The 14,296-nt window shown below is 41.8% G+C and carries 13 protein-coding genes; 11 read left to right on the forward strand and 2 right to left on the reverse strand.

From position 1 onward, the window contains the following. Positions 1 to 41: 41 nt before the first annotated feature. Entirely contained in the window at positions 42 to 467 is a 426-nt protein-coding gene (locus ACGLYD_RS01005) for an HIT family protein (protein ID WP_067205943.1), read from the reverse strand. Between the two features lie 304 nt (positions 468 to 771). Here ACGLYD_RS01005 and ACGLYD_RS01010 point away from each other — a divergent pair, with 304 nt between their 5' ends. From ACGLYD_RS01010 to ACGLYD_RS01035, 6 genes are all read left to right on the forward strand, one after another. Beyond that, entirely contained in the window at positions 772 to 1,521 is a 750-nt protein-coding gene (locus tag ACGLYD_RS01010; RefSeq protein ID WP_067205945.1) for an ABC transporter ATP-binding protein, read from the forward strand. Next, positions 1,505 to 2,716 (forward strand): ABC transporter permease, encoded by a 1,212-nt coding sequence (locus ACGLYD_RS01015; RefSeq protein ID WP_067205948.1) that lies wholly within the window; start codon positions 1,505 to 1,507, stop codon positions 2,714 to 2,716. Before ACGLYD_RS01010 ends, ACGLYD_RS01015 begins: the two co-directional genes overlap by 17 nt. A gap of 228 nt (positions 2,717 to 2,944) precedes the next feature. Further along, entirely contained in the window at positions 2,945 to 3,181 is a 237-nt protein-coding gene (locus tag ACGLYD_RS01020) for an IDEAL domain-containing protein (RefSeq protein WP_067205951.1), read from the forward strand. 156 nt (positions 3,182 to 3,337) lie between these two features. Then, positions 3,338 to 5,320, forward strand: a complete 1,983-nt coding sequence (uvrB, locus tag ACGLYD_RS01025) for an excinuclease ABC subunit UvrB (protein WP_067205953.1) — start codon at positions 3,338 to 3,340, stop codon at positions 5,318 to 5,320. A 7-nt stretch (positions 5,321 to 5,327) separates the two neighbouring features. After that, complete coding sequence (gene uvrA, locus ACGLYD_RS01030) at positions 5,328 to 8,201, forward strand: excinuclease ABC subunit UvrA (RefSeq protein ID WP_067205956.1); 2,874 nt, start codon at positions 5,328 to 5,330, stop codon at positions 8,199 to 8,201. A gap of 181 nt (positions 8,202 to 8,382) precedes the next feature. Next, entirely contained in the window at positions 8,383 to 9,588 is a 1,206-nt protein-coding gene (locus ACGLYD_RS01035) for a DUF4097 family beta strand repeat-containing protein (RefSeq protein ID WP_399630838.1), read from the forward strand. Between the two features lie 400 nt (positions 9,589 to 9,988). On the opposite strand, the gene ACGLYD_RS01040 is transcribed toward ACGLYD_RS01035, so the two are convergent. Next, the gene (locus tag ACGLYD_RS01040; RefSeq protein WP_399633071.1) at positions 9,989 to 10,069 is read right to left on the reverse strand and encodes an N-acetylmuramoyl-L-alanine amidase; all 81 of its coding nucleotides are present in this window, start codon (positions 10,067 to 10,069) and stop codon (positions 9,989 to 9,991) included. 254 nt (positions 10,070 to 10,323) lie between these two features. Here ACGLYD_RS01040 and hprK point away from each other — a divergent pair, with 254 nt between their 5' ends. The 5 genes from hprK to ACGLYD_RS01065 are packed head-to-tail and all read left to right on the forward strand — an operon-like array spanning position 10,324 to position 14,217. Next, positions 10,324 to 11,250: an HPr(Ser) kinase/phosphatase gene (gene hprK, locus ACGLYD_RS01045; RefSeq protein ID WP_338653539.1), complete on the forward strand. Its 927-nt coding sequence runs from the start codon at positions 10,324 to 10,326 to the stop codon at positions 11,248 to 11,250. A 30-nt stretch (positions 11,251 to 11,280) separates the two neighbouring features. Continuing rightward, a complete protein-coding gene (gene lgt, locus ACGLYD_RS01050) occupies positions 11,281 to 12,090 on the forward strand; it encodes a prolipoprotein diacylglyceryl transferase (protein WP_067205964.1) in 810 nt (269 codons plus the stop codon). Positions 12,091 to 12,105: 15 nt separating this feature from the next. Continuing rightward, the gene (locus tag ACGLYD_RS01055; RefSeq protein ID WP_067205966.1) at positions 12,106 to 13,050 is read left to right on the forward strand and encodes a nucleoside recognition domain-containing protein; all 945 of its coding nucleotides are present in this window, start codon (positions 12,106 to 12,108) and stop codon (positions 13,048 to 13,050) included. Then, entirely contained in the window at positions 13,043 to 13,696 is a 654-nt protein-coding gene (gene ppaX, locus ACGLYD_RS01060) for a pyrophosphatase PpaX (protein ID WP_187046675.1), read from the forward strand. Before ACGLYD_RS01055 ends, ppaX begins: the two co-directional genes overlap by 8 nt. After that, on the forward strand, positions 13,693 to 14,217 hold the full coding sequence (locus tag ACGLYD_RS01065) for a DapH/DapD/GlmU-related protein (RefSeq protein ID WP_067205970.1): 525 nt from the start codon (positions 13,693 to 13,695) through the stop codon (positions 14,215 to 14,217). Before ppaX ends, ACGLYD_RS01065 begins: the two co-directional genes overlap by 4 nt. The last annotated feature ends 79 nt before the right edge of the window (positions 14,218 to 14,296 follow it).

Below are 14,296 nucleotides of genomic sequence, written 5' to 3' on the forward strand. Positions count from 1 at the left end.
CTTATTATGAATCATACACGGTATTCAGATAATTCACAAGCTTATTTTTGTAATTTCATTCGAATTCCAGCTGCAACTTCCTGAATTCGTTCCATACTTGTTTCAGATTCCTTCGTTTCAAACGTAAGTTGGAAGCCGTCAGTTTCATCATAGCGAGGGATGAGGTGTAGGTGTGAATGAAAAACGGCTTGTCCCGCATATGCGCCATTGTTTTGTAGTAAATTCATTCCAGCTGGTTTGAATTCATCTTTTATGGCATTGGCGATTTTGGGTACGACGGAAAATAGTTGTGCCGCTTCTTCAGCAGTTAAATCATAGATATTTTCACGATGTGTTTTCGGGATGAGAAGGACATGCCCTTTCGTTACAGGTACAATATCCATGAAGGCAAGAACGTGCTCATCTTCATAAACTTTAACGCTAGGGATCGTACCTTCAATGATTTTACAAAAAATACATTCAGTCATTTTCAACACTCCTGTTCATATTTTCATGAATGGGACAAGTGTAGCATAATTTTAGATATAGGTTGAAATATTGAATACGGTAAACTAGCGTAGGAGCCTTACAGGGGGAGACGAAGGCAGTCTAAGTTCGCGACGTCGTGTCGCAACAAGGAGGGATGTAGGTCAATCCCTCCCCACTGCATGACCTGCATCCTACAGGTCCAAGCTTTATTCGATGCAATCATTCAATCTATATCGGTTGTATGAAGGAAAAAGCTTTTTGTAGCGTTTTTTGCTAAAATGAATGAAAGAATGGAGGATGGATATGGAAATTCTTGAATTACAAGACGTAACAGGCGGTTATACACGTAAACCTGTTCTGTATGATTTGTCATTTAACATCGGACAAGGTGAATTAGTAGGTTTGATTGGACTAAATGGGGCGGGAAAAAGTACAACCATTAAACATATCATTGGATTAATGAATCCTCATAAAGGTGAAATTCGTGTCAACGGGGTGACATTCAGTGAGGATCCCGAAAAGTATAGAAAAGCGTTCACTTATATACCGGAAACGCCGATACTCTACGAAGAATTGACGCTTAGGGAACATCTTGAACTAACAGCAATGGCATACGACCTTGATAAAGAAGTGTTTGAAGCACGGTCTGATGAGTTACTCCGGGAATTCCGGATGGAGAAACGTCTAAACTGGTTCCCAGCGCATTTTTCAAAAGGGATGCGTCAAAAAGTAATGATCATGTGTGCTTTCCTCGTTAATCCATCTTTATATATTATTGATGAACCATTTGTGGGTCTCGATCCAATCGGCATCAAATCACTTTTAGAGCAGATGACGCAGAGAACAGAAAATGGGGCTTCCATTCTCATGTCAACGCATGTATTGGCAACTGCGGAAAAATATTGCGACAGGATCATCTTGCTGCACGAAGGACGGGTGCGAGCAGAAGGAACGATGGATGACTTGAGAAATGCATTCGGACGTCCTGGCGCGTCACTGGACGACTTGTATATCGCGATGACAGAGGAAACCGACAATGAACAATTTGCGTGAAATATGGGGATCTCGGTTCGTCCATTATATAACCGAGCTCCAAAAGTATTTGAAGTATGTATTTACAGGCCATTTGGCAATTGTCCTTGTCTTCACAATTGGGGCGGGGGGCTTTACGTATAGCGAATGGTTGAAGGAAGTGCCAGCGGAATTCCCTGCAGCGTTGCTTACGGCTCTCATACTTGGATTAGCGCTCACCTTTTCGCCGCCAGTGACGCTATTGAAACCTGCTGACACGGTTTATTTCCTACCACTGGAACAAAAGCTTATTACGTATATGAAACGGGCTTTGAGTTGGAGCTTCTATTCCCAATTGCCATTACCATTTATTTTATATATTGTGGCGTTGCCGTTACTTTCAGCTACAGGGACCGGTTCAAAGATGGAATACATCGTTATCGCAGTTTTGATACTAGTTATTAAGCGAGTATTCATTGAGTCGGAATATAATTTCAGACATGTTTTGGATGGAAAAGGGATCTGGCTAGATAGGGCCGTCCGGTTTTTATTGGCGGGAACCATAATTTATGCAGGTCTTGAAGGAAGTCTAATTATACTTCTGATTATTGGTGTACTCATTGTACTGTACAACTTCTATTGGCGAAAAAAGAGAATGCTAAAACCATTCCCTTACGATCATTTCATATCACTCGAACAGAATCGGATGATGCGTTTTTACCGTTTTGCCAATTACTTCACAGACGTCCCGCATTTGAAAGGATCCATTAGTAGAAGAGCATGGCTCGGTTTTGCGATGGGATCCCCGAATTTCGGTAAGCCTGTAGCACAACCGTATTTAATCAGACGTACATTTATACGCACGGATGATATTTTTTGGCTCTGGGTAAGGCTCACTGCTTTATCGGCGCTTGGAGCGATTTTCATCCCGTTTCCGATTGTTGTATTTATTTTCGCAGGAGCGCTTGCATTTGCCTCTGCCGTACAACTTATCCACGCATTGCGGGCAGGGGACGATTTTCGGATGGATATGCTATTTCCTGAAAAGGAAGACACCCGTCCAGATGCAATTAAAAGAATCGTTCGTACAGTCCAATGGATTCAGGCGGCAGTAGTCACATGCGCTGCACTGTATCTCTATGGGGTTTCTGTAACACCTCTTCTTGTCGGGGCTGTCATTCTCATCATCTCTGAGGCTACTATCAGATTGACTGTAGAGAAAAAAGAATATGACTAAGAAAAGTCGCCCCGTTTGCAATCATTTGCAGACGGGGCGTTTGTTTGTAGAAAAGGAAGTATGAATTTCTCGTCATGGAACAGTGTCTAGACTCGGGGGGGCTTAACGGCGCCTTACGCTTTTCTTTGATAAATTATGACTAAATATAAAAATAGAATATTCCAATAAACCTTGCAACTTATCTCTGAAATTAGATATACTAAATAAAAGGCATCAGGGGTGATAGGGATGGAGAACAATTATTCATATGCCGAGTTTTTAAAAGCTGTAGGGAAAAACAGTACTTCGCTCCAAGCGGAAAAACTGCTGAATGAAATTTATTTAGATCTTTTTTTGAAACATATACACAGAGAGCAGACAAAGAGTAGGTTCATGGGATTGATTGACCTTGCGCTTGACAGTAGGGATGAAAGCGCATTCCTGCTGTATTCCAAAAGACTGGGGAAACTTGAAGAGAATGATTGAAAAATGCAAGGACGCTACATGTTGAGTAGACATGCAGCGTTTTTTTTGTGTGTTTATAAAAGTGAAAATTAGTGAAAAAACGTACGTTCGCTTTTTGCTCGTCAAAAGATGGGTAAAGTGATAAGATAGATGTAACTGATAGAGGAGGTTTTTCCGATGGTCGGAAAATTCAATTTGCAAGCCCCTTATACACCACAAGGCGATCAGCCGTCTGCAATCGCACAACTATTAGAAGGACATAACCGAGGTGAGAAGCACCAAACTTTGCTCGGTGCAACCGGGACTGGAAAAACATTTACCGTGTCGAATGTCTTGACGGAGATTAACAAACCGACTCTCGTTATCGCTCACAACAAAACGTTAGCGGGTCAATTATATAGTGAATTTAAAGAGTTTTTTCCTGACAATGCAGTCGAATACTTTGTCAGTTTCTATGATTATTATCAGCCAGAAGCGTATATCGCGCATACTGACACCTTCATTGAAAAAGACTCAAGCATCAATGATGAAATTGATAAATTACGTCACTCTGCAACATCTTCCTTATTTGAAAGGAATGATGTACTCATTGTTGCATCTGTCTCTTGCATTTATGGTCTAGGTTCCCCAGAAGAATACAGCGCACATGTTGTTTCTCTTCGTCCAGGTATGGAAATCGGACGCAATGAACTGCTTCGCAGATTTGTAGATATTCAATACGAACGCAATGACGTAAGTTTCACTCGAGGTACGTTCCGGGTACGCGGCGATGTTGTTGAACTTTTGCCAGCATCCCAGGATGAACATTGCTTACGTATCGAGTTTTTCGGTGATGAAATCGAACGAATTCGCGAAGTGGATTCACTGACAGGCGAAATCCTCGGTGAACGTGAACACGTTGCCATATTCCCCGCATCTCACTTTGTTACTGGTGAAGAAAAAATGGTGAAAGCAATTGAAAACATTGAAATTGAACTGGAAGAACGTTTGAAAGAGTTTCGTGCCCAGGACAAATTATTGGAAGCGCAACGTCTTGAACAACGGACACGCTATGATCTTGAAATGATGCGGGAAATGGGCTTCTGTTCGGGTATTGAAAACTATTCCCGTCATTTAACACTCCGTCCTGCAGGAGCGATACCGTATACATTGCTTGACTATTTCCCAGATGATTTCCTCATTATTGTAGATGAAAGTCATGTCTCATTGCCACAAATCCGTGGTATGTATAACGGTGACCAGGCACGGAAAAATGTCCTTGTTGACCATGGTTTCCGTTTGCCTTCAGCACTCGACAACAGACCGCTTACATTCCAAGAATTCGAAAACCATGTCCACGAGGCGATTTATGTTTCTGCGACACCAGGTCCTTACGAAATTGAGCATACTCCTGAGATGATTCAACAGATTATCCGCCCGACTGGTCTACTAGATCCGACAATTGAAATACGTCCGATTGAAGGACAGATTGATGATTTGATAGGTCAAATAAGAGAACGGACTAAAAACAATGAACGTGTTCTAATTACGACGTTAACAAAGAAAATGTCCGAAGATTTGACCGATTACTTGAAGGAAATTGGTATAAAAGTTCAATACCTTCATTCTGACATTAAAACACTTGAACGAATTGAAACGTTAAGAGAACTGCGAATAGGCACATATGATGTCCTTGTGGGTATTAACCTCTTAAGAGAAGGGATAGACATTCCTGAAGTATCGCTTGTTGTAATCTTGGATGCTGATAAAGAAGGGTTTCTACGTTCTGAGCGAGCACTTATTCAGACGATGGGTCGTGCTGCCCGTAATTCCAATGGACATGTCATTTTATATGCAGATAGAATGACGGACTCCATGGCGAAAGCAATTGGGGAAACGGAGCGACGTCGGGACATTCAACGAAAATATAATGAAAAACATGGCATAACACCTACGACAATCAAAAAGGAAATCCGTGATGTGATTCGTGCAACAGCAGTATCAGAAGAAGCTATTTCCTATTTAGAAAAAGTAACACAAGGCAAGAAGTTGACAAAAGACGAAAAAACAAAGCTGCTTGTAACTTTGGAAAAAGAGATGAAAGAGGCAGCGAAAGCACTCGACTTCGAACGTGCTGCTGAACTAAGGGATACAATCATGGAATTGAAGGCTGAAAGGTAGGGTTTTTATGAAGAATAAAGAAATCATCATACAAGGCGCACGAGCGAATAATTTGAAAAATATTAACATAAATATCCCTCGTGACAAATTGGTCGTCATGACAGGTCTTTCGGGGTCAGGGAAGTCCTCCCTCGCTTTCGATACAATTTACGCGGAAGGGCAGCGAAGGTACGTTGAATCATTATCTTCTTATGCGCGACAGTTTTTAGGTCAGATGGACAAGCCGGATGTGGATGTCATTGAAGGGCTATCACCGGCAATTTCAATTGATCAAAAGACGACGAGCCGCAATCCCCGCTCGACCGTAGGAACTGCAACGGAAATATACGACTATCTACGTCTTCTTTATGCACGTGTTGGCAAACCAATCTGCCCGATTCACGGAACGGAAATTTCGTCCCAAACGATTGAGCAAATGGTTGACCGCCTTATGAAATTACCAGAACGTGCGCGTATTCAAGTTCTGGCACCGATTGTTTCAGGTCGTAAAGGAACACATGTGAAATTAATCGAAGATATTAAGAAGCAAGGGTATGTACGAATTCGAGTCAACGGTGAAATTATAGATCTTGACGACAATATTGAATTGAACAAAAACAAGAAGCATACGATTGAGGTTGTCATCGACCGGATTGTTATGAAGGAAGACATTGCGCCACGTCTGAGCGACTCTCTTGAATCGGCTCTACGTCTTGCGGATGGTACTGTTTTGGTTGACGTCATGGACGGGGAAGAAATCCTGTTCAGTGAACACCATGCTTGTCCATTATGCGGTTTTTCAATTGGCGAACTTGAACCAAGAATGTTTTCGTTCAACAGTCCGTTTGGCGCTTGTCAGGAATGTGATGGACTGGGGACAAAGCAAGAAGTCGACCCGGAATTAATCGTGCCAGATCCAACGCTGTCGTTAAAAGATCATGCAATTGCGCCATGGGAACCGACAAGCTCCCAATACTATCCGGAACTTTTGAAAACTGTCGCGAATCATTTTGGCATATCAATGGATGTACCGGTAAATGAATTGCCAGACGATGAACTTGATAAAATATTAAATGGCTCAAAAGATGAAAAAATTCGATTCCGTTACACAAATGAATTTGGTGGGACGCGAGATAGCAATATTTACTTTGAAGGTGTTTTGGCAAATGTAGAACGCCGCTTTAAAGAAACTTCTTCAGATTATATCCGTGAACAGATGGAGAAGTATATGTCACAGCGGCCATGTCCAACTTGTGCTGGCTACCGGTTGAAGGAAGAGTCACTTGCGGTAAAAGTGAATGGCGTCCATATCGGAAAAGTGACGGAATTGTCCATTACTGAAGCAGACCAGTTTTTCAAAAACCTTGTGCTATCTGAAAAAGACACACAAATTGCGAAGCTTATATTGCGTGAAATTGAAGAACGTCTCGGATTCCTAATTAATGTTGGACTTGATTATTTGTCGTTATCGAGGGCGGCAGGAACGCTATCCGGCGGAGAAGCTCAGCGAATTCGATTGGCAACGCAAATTGGTTCAAGGCTGACAGGCGTTCTTTATATTTTAGATGAACCATCAATTGGACTTCATCAACGAGATAATGATCGGCTTATCGGTACATTGAAAAGTATGCGCGACATCGGCAATACACTGATTGTTGTTGAGCATGATGAAGATACGATGATGGCTGCCGATTATTTAATTGATATCGGACCCGGCGCTGGTGTTGCTGGGGGGGAAATCGTTTCTGCAGGAACGCCTGAAAAAGTTATGAATGACCCTAACTCACTGACGGGTCAATATTTGAGTGGTAAGAAATTTATCCCGCTTCCATTGGAAAGACGTAAACTGGACGGACGAAAAATCGTCATTAAAGGTGCATCTGAAAATAACTTAAAAAATGTAAATGTAGATATTCCGCTTGGACAATTCATCGCCGTAACGGGTGTTTCAGGATCAGGGAAAAGTACGCTAATCAATCAAGTTCTTTATAAAGTACTCGCACAGAAATTGAATCGTTCTAAGCAGAAACCGGGACAATATAAATCTGCTATAGGTCTTGAAGAGCTTGAAAAGGTCATTGAAATCGACCAGTCTCCAATTGGACGGACGCCTAGATCCAATCCTGCTACTTATACAGGCATGTTTGATGATGTACGGGATATGTTTGCTTCTACGAACGAAGCTAAAGTCCGAGGTTATAAAAAAGGTCGTTTCAGCTTTAACGTTAAGGGTGGTCGTTGTGAAGCCTGCCGTGGCGATGGAATCATTAAAATCGAAATGCACTTTTTACCGGACGTCTATGTACCTTGTGAAGTTTGTCATGGGAAACGATATAATAGAGAGACACTGGAAGTTACCTATAAAGGGAAAAACATTGCGGACGTACTCGCTATGACAGTCGATGATGCACTCGTGTTTTTTGAAAATATACCGAAAATTAGCCGTAAGCTTCAGACGATTGTTGATGTGGGACTAGGTTATATTAATCTAGGCCAGCCGGCAACAACATTATCAGGCGGGGAAGCACAACGGGTGAAACTTGCTTCTGAGCTGCACAAACGCTCCAATGGAAAGTCGTTTTATATTCTTGACGAACCGACGACGGGTCTTCATGTCCACGATATTGCCAAACTACTTATCGTATTGCAGCGCCTTGTCGATACAGGAAATACGGTACTCGTTATCGAACATAACCTGGATGTCATTAAAACCGTCGATTACATTATCGACATAGGGCCTGAGGGTGGTGATAAAGGCGGTAAAATTATTGCGACAGGTACTCCGGAAAAAGTAGCGGAATCGACAGTATCCTATACAGGTTATTATTTAAAACCGGTACTTGAGCGAGAACGAAAACGAATGGACATGATGATTGAAGATGCAGAAAAGGTTTCGAAATGAAACCTTTTCCACATCCATTCGTATATATAGTATGTTGAACAAATGAATACCTATATAAACTGAGCGAAGGCGCCTTATAAGGGGAGCAGTAGCGAATTTAATGGGATTCTTTATTTCAACCTTTACTAGTTAGTCATAAAATAACGGAGAAATCCGGAACACCACAATACTAGGAGGCGTAATGATGCAAAATGAACGGAAACGGATTTTAGCAATGCTGGAAAACGGTACGATCACGACCGAGGAAGCATTGACACTTCTAGAAACATTAGGGAAAACTGGTCAAGTGGAAAAAAGCCCAGAAGCTAAACAGACCACTGTAAAGGCACAAGAATTGGAAAAACAATATAGTGAACCAAAACAGCAAGAAAAAGTAGATCCATTCGAAAAGGCTGAGCCTATTATCGAAGACAAGGATCAAGATCAGCCTTCTATGGATGAATTCCTTGAAGATTTGACTAAAGATTTTACCAACGTCGGGGATAGATTCATGCAATTCATGCAGAGCGCTGTTCAAAAAGTGAAATCGTTCGAATTTGATTCTCCATTTGGTAATACGGTTACGTTTGACCATACAATAACTAAGCCGGCAACCGAAATCGACGAAGTTATCATTGATATCGACAACGGAAAAGTGACAATCCATACTGGTGAAACAGAAGAAATACGGGCAGATTTCACGGTGAAAACCTACAATAGTGAGTCAGAAGAAAAAGCGAAAAAAGATTTTCTTGAAAAGTTATTGTTTGTTAATGACGAAGGGAAAATAAGAATTTCAAGCGATTTGAAAATGGTTCAAGTAAATGTTGAATTATTCATTCCGAAAAAGGATTACGCGAGAATTTCCGCACGTTTGCTGAACGGCTCATTTAAAATGAAAGATGCCACTGCTGAAAAGGTAAAAGTGAAGACTGCAAACGGGAAAATCGAGATTGCTGGCTTGACGTTCAAAAATGGTGAATTTGAAACTGTGAATGGCTCAATCGGTCTAAACGATGTGACTGCTACTACAATTGAAGCAGAAACACTCAACGGCCGTGTGTACATCGATGGCGCTGTGAAAGATGTGGAGGCACAATCTTTAAACGGACATGTCGTGGTTACAACGACAGATCTTGCAGCTGAGAAAATCGAAGCAAAAACAATGAGCGGTACAGTTGAAATTTACATTCCAACAGGAGTCGCTCTGTCAGGTGAAATTGCGTCCAATATGGGCCGATTGGACTTAAAACTTGAAGATGTCGATCGGACTGTCGAGCAGGAACAATTGCTACATCGGACAATTCGTTTTAAAAAGGACGTAGAAGGAAATCCATCTCCGTTACACATTTTTGGTGAAGCGAAAACGGGTTCTGTTCTCGTTTGTTATAACGCGAAAAAAGTATAAAGAAATAAAAAGGACTGTTGCTACACCGAAATCGGTGTAGCAACAGTCCTTTTTAATTGAAATGAAATTGCCGATTATATATTCGGTACTACCTATTTGGAGTTAACTAGGTGGTATACCTCAATAGTATAATGAACAAATCTAGCGAAGGAGCGACAAGCGTGAGGCCATCATCAAGCGATAAAGCGGTATTGGAAGAACATTCTATTTGATAAGTGCTGATTATAGAGCCATTAAATCGGGAAAAGAACTCTGTCGGTTTTGATAGTTACCACGACAATTGCTTACTCCCTATCAAAAAATATTTATTCTCTTGATAAATCTAAGTTGATAGTGCGTGAGCAATTGCCCTTGCACACTGAAGTCTATATGCTTTCTTCATTAATAACACGGCTTCTTCTCAATTTGTCATGAATCCGCACTCAATAAGTATCGCAGGCGTCGGGGTTTCACGTAGGACAGCGTAGTTCGCTTTCTTCACGCCGCGGTCTGTTCGATTATAAGCTGTTAAAAGCTGAATTCCCGCAATAGTCCATCTGTTTAGTGTGTTCCCGCTGTCTTGGGACCGTGCCCTGCATCAATCATTATTGTCGTCAAAATCTTCCCCTCCTTATCCTCTATATATGGAAAAAGAGTATAGAGGTAGACAGTTTCGGCACTAAATCATTTCATTTGAAAAAGAGCATGGTAAAATAGGCTATAGACGTTTGGAATATATAGAAAAGGGGCGAGTTAATGTCTTATGTAACAGTAAAGGACGCACAAGAAAAACTTTTTCTTGAACTATGCGCAGGCGAAGCCGGCATCGAGCGTGAGATACATACGAGTGATATTTCAAGACCAGGCCTTGAAATGGCTGGTTATTTCAATTACTACCTAGCGGATCGTGTTCAACTATTGGGCAAGACAGAGCTATCATTTTTCGCGAACTTAACCGAAGTAGAACGGATAGATCGGATGAAAAGACTCTGTTCAGAAACTACGCCGGCCATCATTGTGGCGCATGAAATGGAAGTGCCGGTTGAATTGATTGAGGCTGCTGAAAATCAAGGCATTCCTGTCTTGAAAACGGATGTTCCAACGACGCGATTTTCGGGCATGCTGACGAATTATCTAAGTGGCAGACTTGCACCAATGACAGCCATTCATGGAGTGCTTGTAGATGTTTATGGAATAGGGATACTGATCACGGGTAAGAGTGGTGTAGGTAAAAGTGAAACAGCGCTTGAACTTGTGAAAAGGGGCCATCGACTTGTGGCTGATGACCTTGTGGAAATTAGACAGGTAGCAAAAAATGTGTTGATTGGAAATGCACCAAAACTACTTGAACATATGCTTGAAATCCGTGGAGTCGGGATTGTAGATATGATGACATTGTTCGGAGCCAGCGCCGTGAAGAGCGATAAACGAATTTTAATTATCGTCGATCTTGAATTTTGGGATCAGGATAAAATTTATGATCGGCTTGGTATTGATGAAGAAAAGATGAAAATTATGGATTCAGAATTGACGAAGCTGACTGTGCCGGTAAGACCTGGGCGTAACTTGTCCGTTATTATTGAAGTTGCGGCAATGGATTATCGAATGAAAAAACTTGGAGTCAATGCAGCAGAGGAGTTTACGAAAAAACTTGCTGATGAAATTAAAGTGAATCGAAAGTAAATGATTGATAGAGAAAGGATAGGTTAATACATGTTTAATGTACTGGCAATAAACCCGATTGCATTTTCGCTAGGTTCGCTTGAAGTCAGGTGGTATGGGATTTTAATTGCGCTGGGGATTGTCCTCGCATTCATTGTTGTTCAAAAGGAAATGGTTAAGCGCGGGATGCATCCGGACTTTTTGACGGATCTGCTCATTTGGGCCGTTCCAATCGCGATTGTTAGTGCGCGAATCTACTATGTTATTTTCTCGTGGGATTATTATAAAGACAATCCGGGACAAATTATTCAAATTTGGCAAGGCGGCATCGCTATCCATGGTGCATTAATTGGTGCCTTCATTACGACATACTTCTTCACGAAAAAGAGAGGTATTTCATTCTGGAAAGTGGTCGATATCGCAGCAGCTGGACTGCTGATTGGTCAAATTATCGGTCGTTGGGGCAATTTCATGAATCAGGAAGCGCACGGAGGTCCTGTTTCAGAAAAGTTCCTTGAAACAACGATTATTCCTGATTGGATTATGAACCAAATGACGATTGAAGGCGTGACGTATCATCCGACATTCCTTTATGAATCTATGTGGAATATTGTGGGACTTATCATCATTATCTTGTTGCGCAAGGTGAATTTGAAGCGCGGCGAAATGTTTCTATTTTACCTTGTCTGGTATTCTGCTGGACGCTTCTTCATTGAGGGGATGCGAACAGACAGCTTATATGTCATCGGTGAACTTCGGGCGGCGCAGCTAGTATCGGTTATCACAATCATTGTTGCTATCGCGGTATTCATAGTAAGAAGATACGTTCAGAAAGTAAATGTGAAGTATCAAGATAAATAAGAAGGAGTTTGGGGAATGGGGACGCTTCAAAATGGATTAAAGGCAGGACTTCGGACAACGTGGACGCTGGGGAAAATCATCTTTCCAATCACAGTACTCGTCGTCATTTTACAGCATACACCCGTGTTACCGTGGCTTATTAAACTTGTTGCACCGTTTATGGGGATATTCGGTCTTAGTGGAGAAGCTGCAATCCCGTTAGTGCTTGGTAATGCACTCAATTTATATGCGGGAATTGCAGGGATTTTATCGTTGGAAATGACTGTGAAGGAAGTATTCATCATCGCCATCATGTTGTCATTTTCACATAATCTATTCATTGAAACAGGCGTTGCACTGAAAGTCGGTGTGAAGTTATGGATTGTGCTCGTGGTACGTTTTGGGCTTGCAGCGATGTCAGGTATTATCATTAACTTGATGTGGCAAGGCGGAGGAGAGACAGCACGTTACGGAATGACTCCGAAAGTTACGGATATACCAGATGGTTGGTTAGAAATTGGGCTGTTAGGTGTTCAGAAAGCGTCATTTGGAGTTCTTCAGCTTGCCATAATTGTTATTCCACTTATGATTATTGTTCAGTTCTTGAAAGATCGTAATTATTTGCAGAAATTTTCGGAGAAACTGGCACCCTTCACGAAAGTAATTGGCGTACAATCCAATGCGTCGATGACACTTGTTGCCGGTTTGGTTATCGGTCTCGCTTATGGTGCTGGCGTTATGATACAGGCCGTACAAGAGGATGGTGTGAGCAAGAAGGACGCAACACTGGCATTCATCTTTCTAGTCGCCTGTCATGCAGTTATAGAAGATACACTGATTTTTATCCCACTAGGCATTCCGATTCTGCCATTACTGATTATCCGGGTCGTAACAGCTTTCGTGTTGACGATCATTGTCGCATATGTCTGGAAACGGGCTGAACAACAGAAAAAAAAGGAGGTTCCGGTTGCAGATGGCTAAACCAATTACTACACTACTATTTGATTTTGACGGAACATTACTGGATACGAATGAATTGATCATCCAGACATTCCAATATGTCCTTGGTAATCATTACCCGGGGAAATATGAACGAATCGATATACTACCGTTTTTAGGGCCAACATTGTATGAATCATTCGATTCGGTTGAACCTGAAAAGACGGAGCAACTGATTGAAGAATATAGAGCATGGAATAAATCAATGCATGACGAACTTTCAATTGAGTTTGACGGTGTTTCTGAAACGATGAGGTTGTTGAAGGCAGCGGGCATGAAAATGGCGATTGTCTCGACCAAGAGAAAAGATATGATTATGAGAGGGTTAGAACTCCTTGATGTGGAAGGGGTTTTTGACGAAGTCATTGCAATGGATGATGTAACGAAAACGAAGCCTGATCCAGAACCGATTTTACTAGCACTCGAACGATTGGGAGCCAACGCGGATGAAGCCCTTATGATCGGGGATAACTACCATGACATAGTTGGTGGGCAAAATGCAGGGGTCCGTACAGCGGGTGTCGCATGGTCGGCAAAAGGGGAAGCCTTTTTACAAACATTCAACCCAGATTACATGTTGCAGCATATTTCGGAACTACTCCAATTGGTTAAAGGCGAAAAAGATTGAGACGTACTGAAAGGTATCCCGCACGAGAGGGAGCAAATTCACTTTGGCATATTTACAAGACGGTTCCTTTTTTCAAAGTTGCAAAAAACTTTGCTGTTATCCAATTATCGAGGTACACACCTTTCATCCCGATGAAGAACTTTTTGTTCCGCACATTTTTGAAAATGGAAGTTGGGAATAAGACATCTTTCGCCCTTATGGTGATGCCTGATGTCATGTTCCCCGAGAGGATAAAAGTCGGTGACAATTCAATCATTGGCTTCAATACGACAATCCTTGCACATGAATACTTAATAGATGAGTATCGTATAGGAGATGTCATTATTGGAAAGAACGTATTAATTGGAGCAAATACGACAATTCTTCCCGGAGTGGAAATTGGAGATGGGGCAATTATTTCTGCTGCTTCTCTCGTAAACCGTGATATCCCACCAGGTGTGTTTGCTGGTGGCAATCCGGTTAAGATCATCTTTACACTGGAGCAGATGATTGAGCGACAACAAAAAAATGAAAACGGATAGTGCCGATGTATCTTATGGTATAATGGGGGACAATACGAGAAGGAACGTGCTTTGCGTTCCTTCTTATTTTTTCGGGGGA

Origin of the sequence: Sporosarcina sp. SG10008 (assembly GCF_044569405.1) — a bacterium.
GTDB classification, from domain to species: domain Bacteria; phylum Bacillota; class Bacilli; order Bacillales_A; family Planococcaceae; genus Sporosarcina; species Sporosarcina psychrophila.

Excerpts from the sequence above, each read along its gene's own strand:
- ACGLYD_RS01035 (WP_399630838.1), top strand. The coding sequence starts at position 8,383 with ATGATGCAAAATGAACGGAAACGGATTTTAGCAATGCTGGAAAACGGT.
- lgt (WP_067205964.1), top strand. The coding sequence starts at position 11,281 with ATGTTTAATGTACTGGCAATAAACCCGATTGCATTTTCGCTAGGTTCG.
- ACGLYD_RS01010 (WP_067205945.1), top strand. The coding sequence starts at position 772 with ATGGAAATTCTTGAATTACAAGACGTAACAGGCGGTTATACACGTAAA.
- uvrB (WP_067205953.1), top strand. The coding sequence starts at position 3,338 with ATGGTCGGAAAATTCAATTTGCAAGCCCCTTATACACCACAAGGCGAT.
- ACGLYD_RS01015 (WP_067205948.1), top strand. The coding sequence starts at position 1,505 with ATGAACAATTTGCGTGAAATATGGGGATCTCGGTTCGTCCATTATATA.
- ACGLYD_RS01005 (WP_067205943.1), bottom strand. The coding sequence starts at position 467 with ATGACTGAATGTATTTTTTGTAAAATCATTGAAGGTACGATCCCTAGC.
- hprK (WP_338653539.1), top strand. The coding sequence starts at position 10,324 with ATGTCTTATGTAACAGTAAAGGACGCACAAGAAAAACTTTTTCTTGAA.
- ACGLYD_RS01020 (WP_067205951.1), top strand. The coding sequence starts at position 2,945 with ATGGAGAACAATTATTCATATGCCGAGTTTTTAAAAGCTGTAGGGAAA.
- ACGLYD_RS01055 (WP_067205966.1), top strand. The coding sequence starts at position 12,106 with ATGGGGACGCTTCAAAATGGATTAAAGGCAGGACTTCGGACAACGTGG.
- uvrA (WP_067205956.1), top strand. The coding sequence starts at position 5,328 with ATGAAGAATAAAGAAATCATCATACAAGGCGCACGAGCGAATAATTTG.
- ppaX (WP_187046675.1), top strand. The coding sequence starts at position 13,043 with ATGGCTAAACCAATTACTACACTACTATTTGATTTTGACGGAACATTA.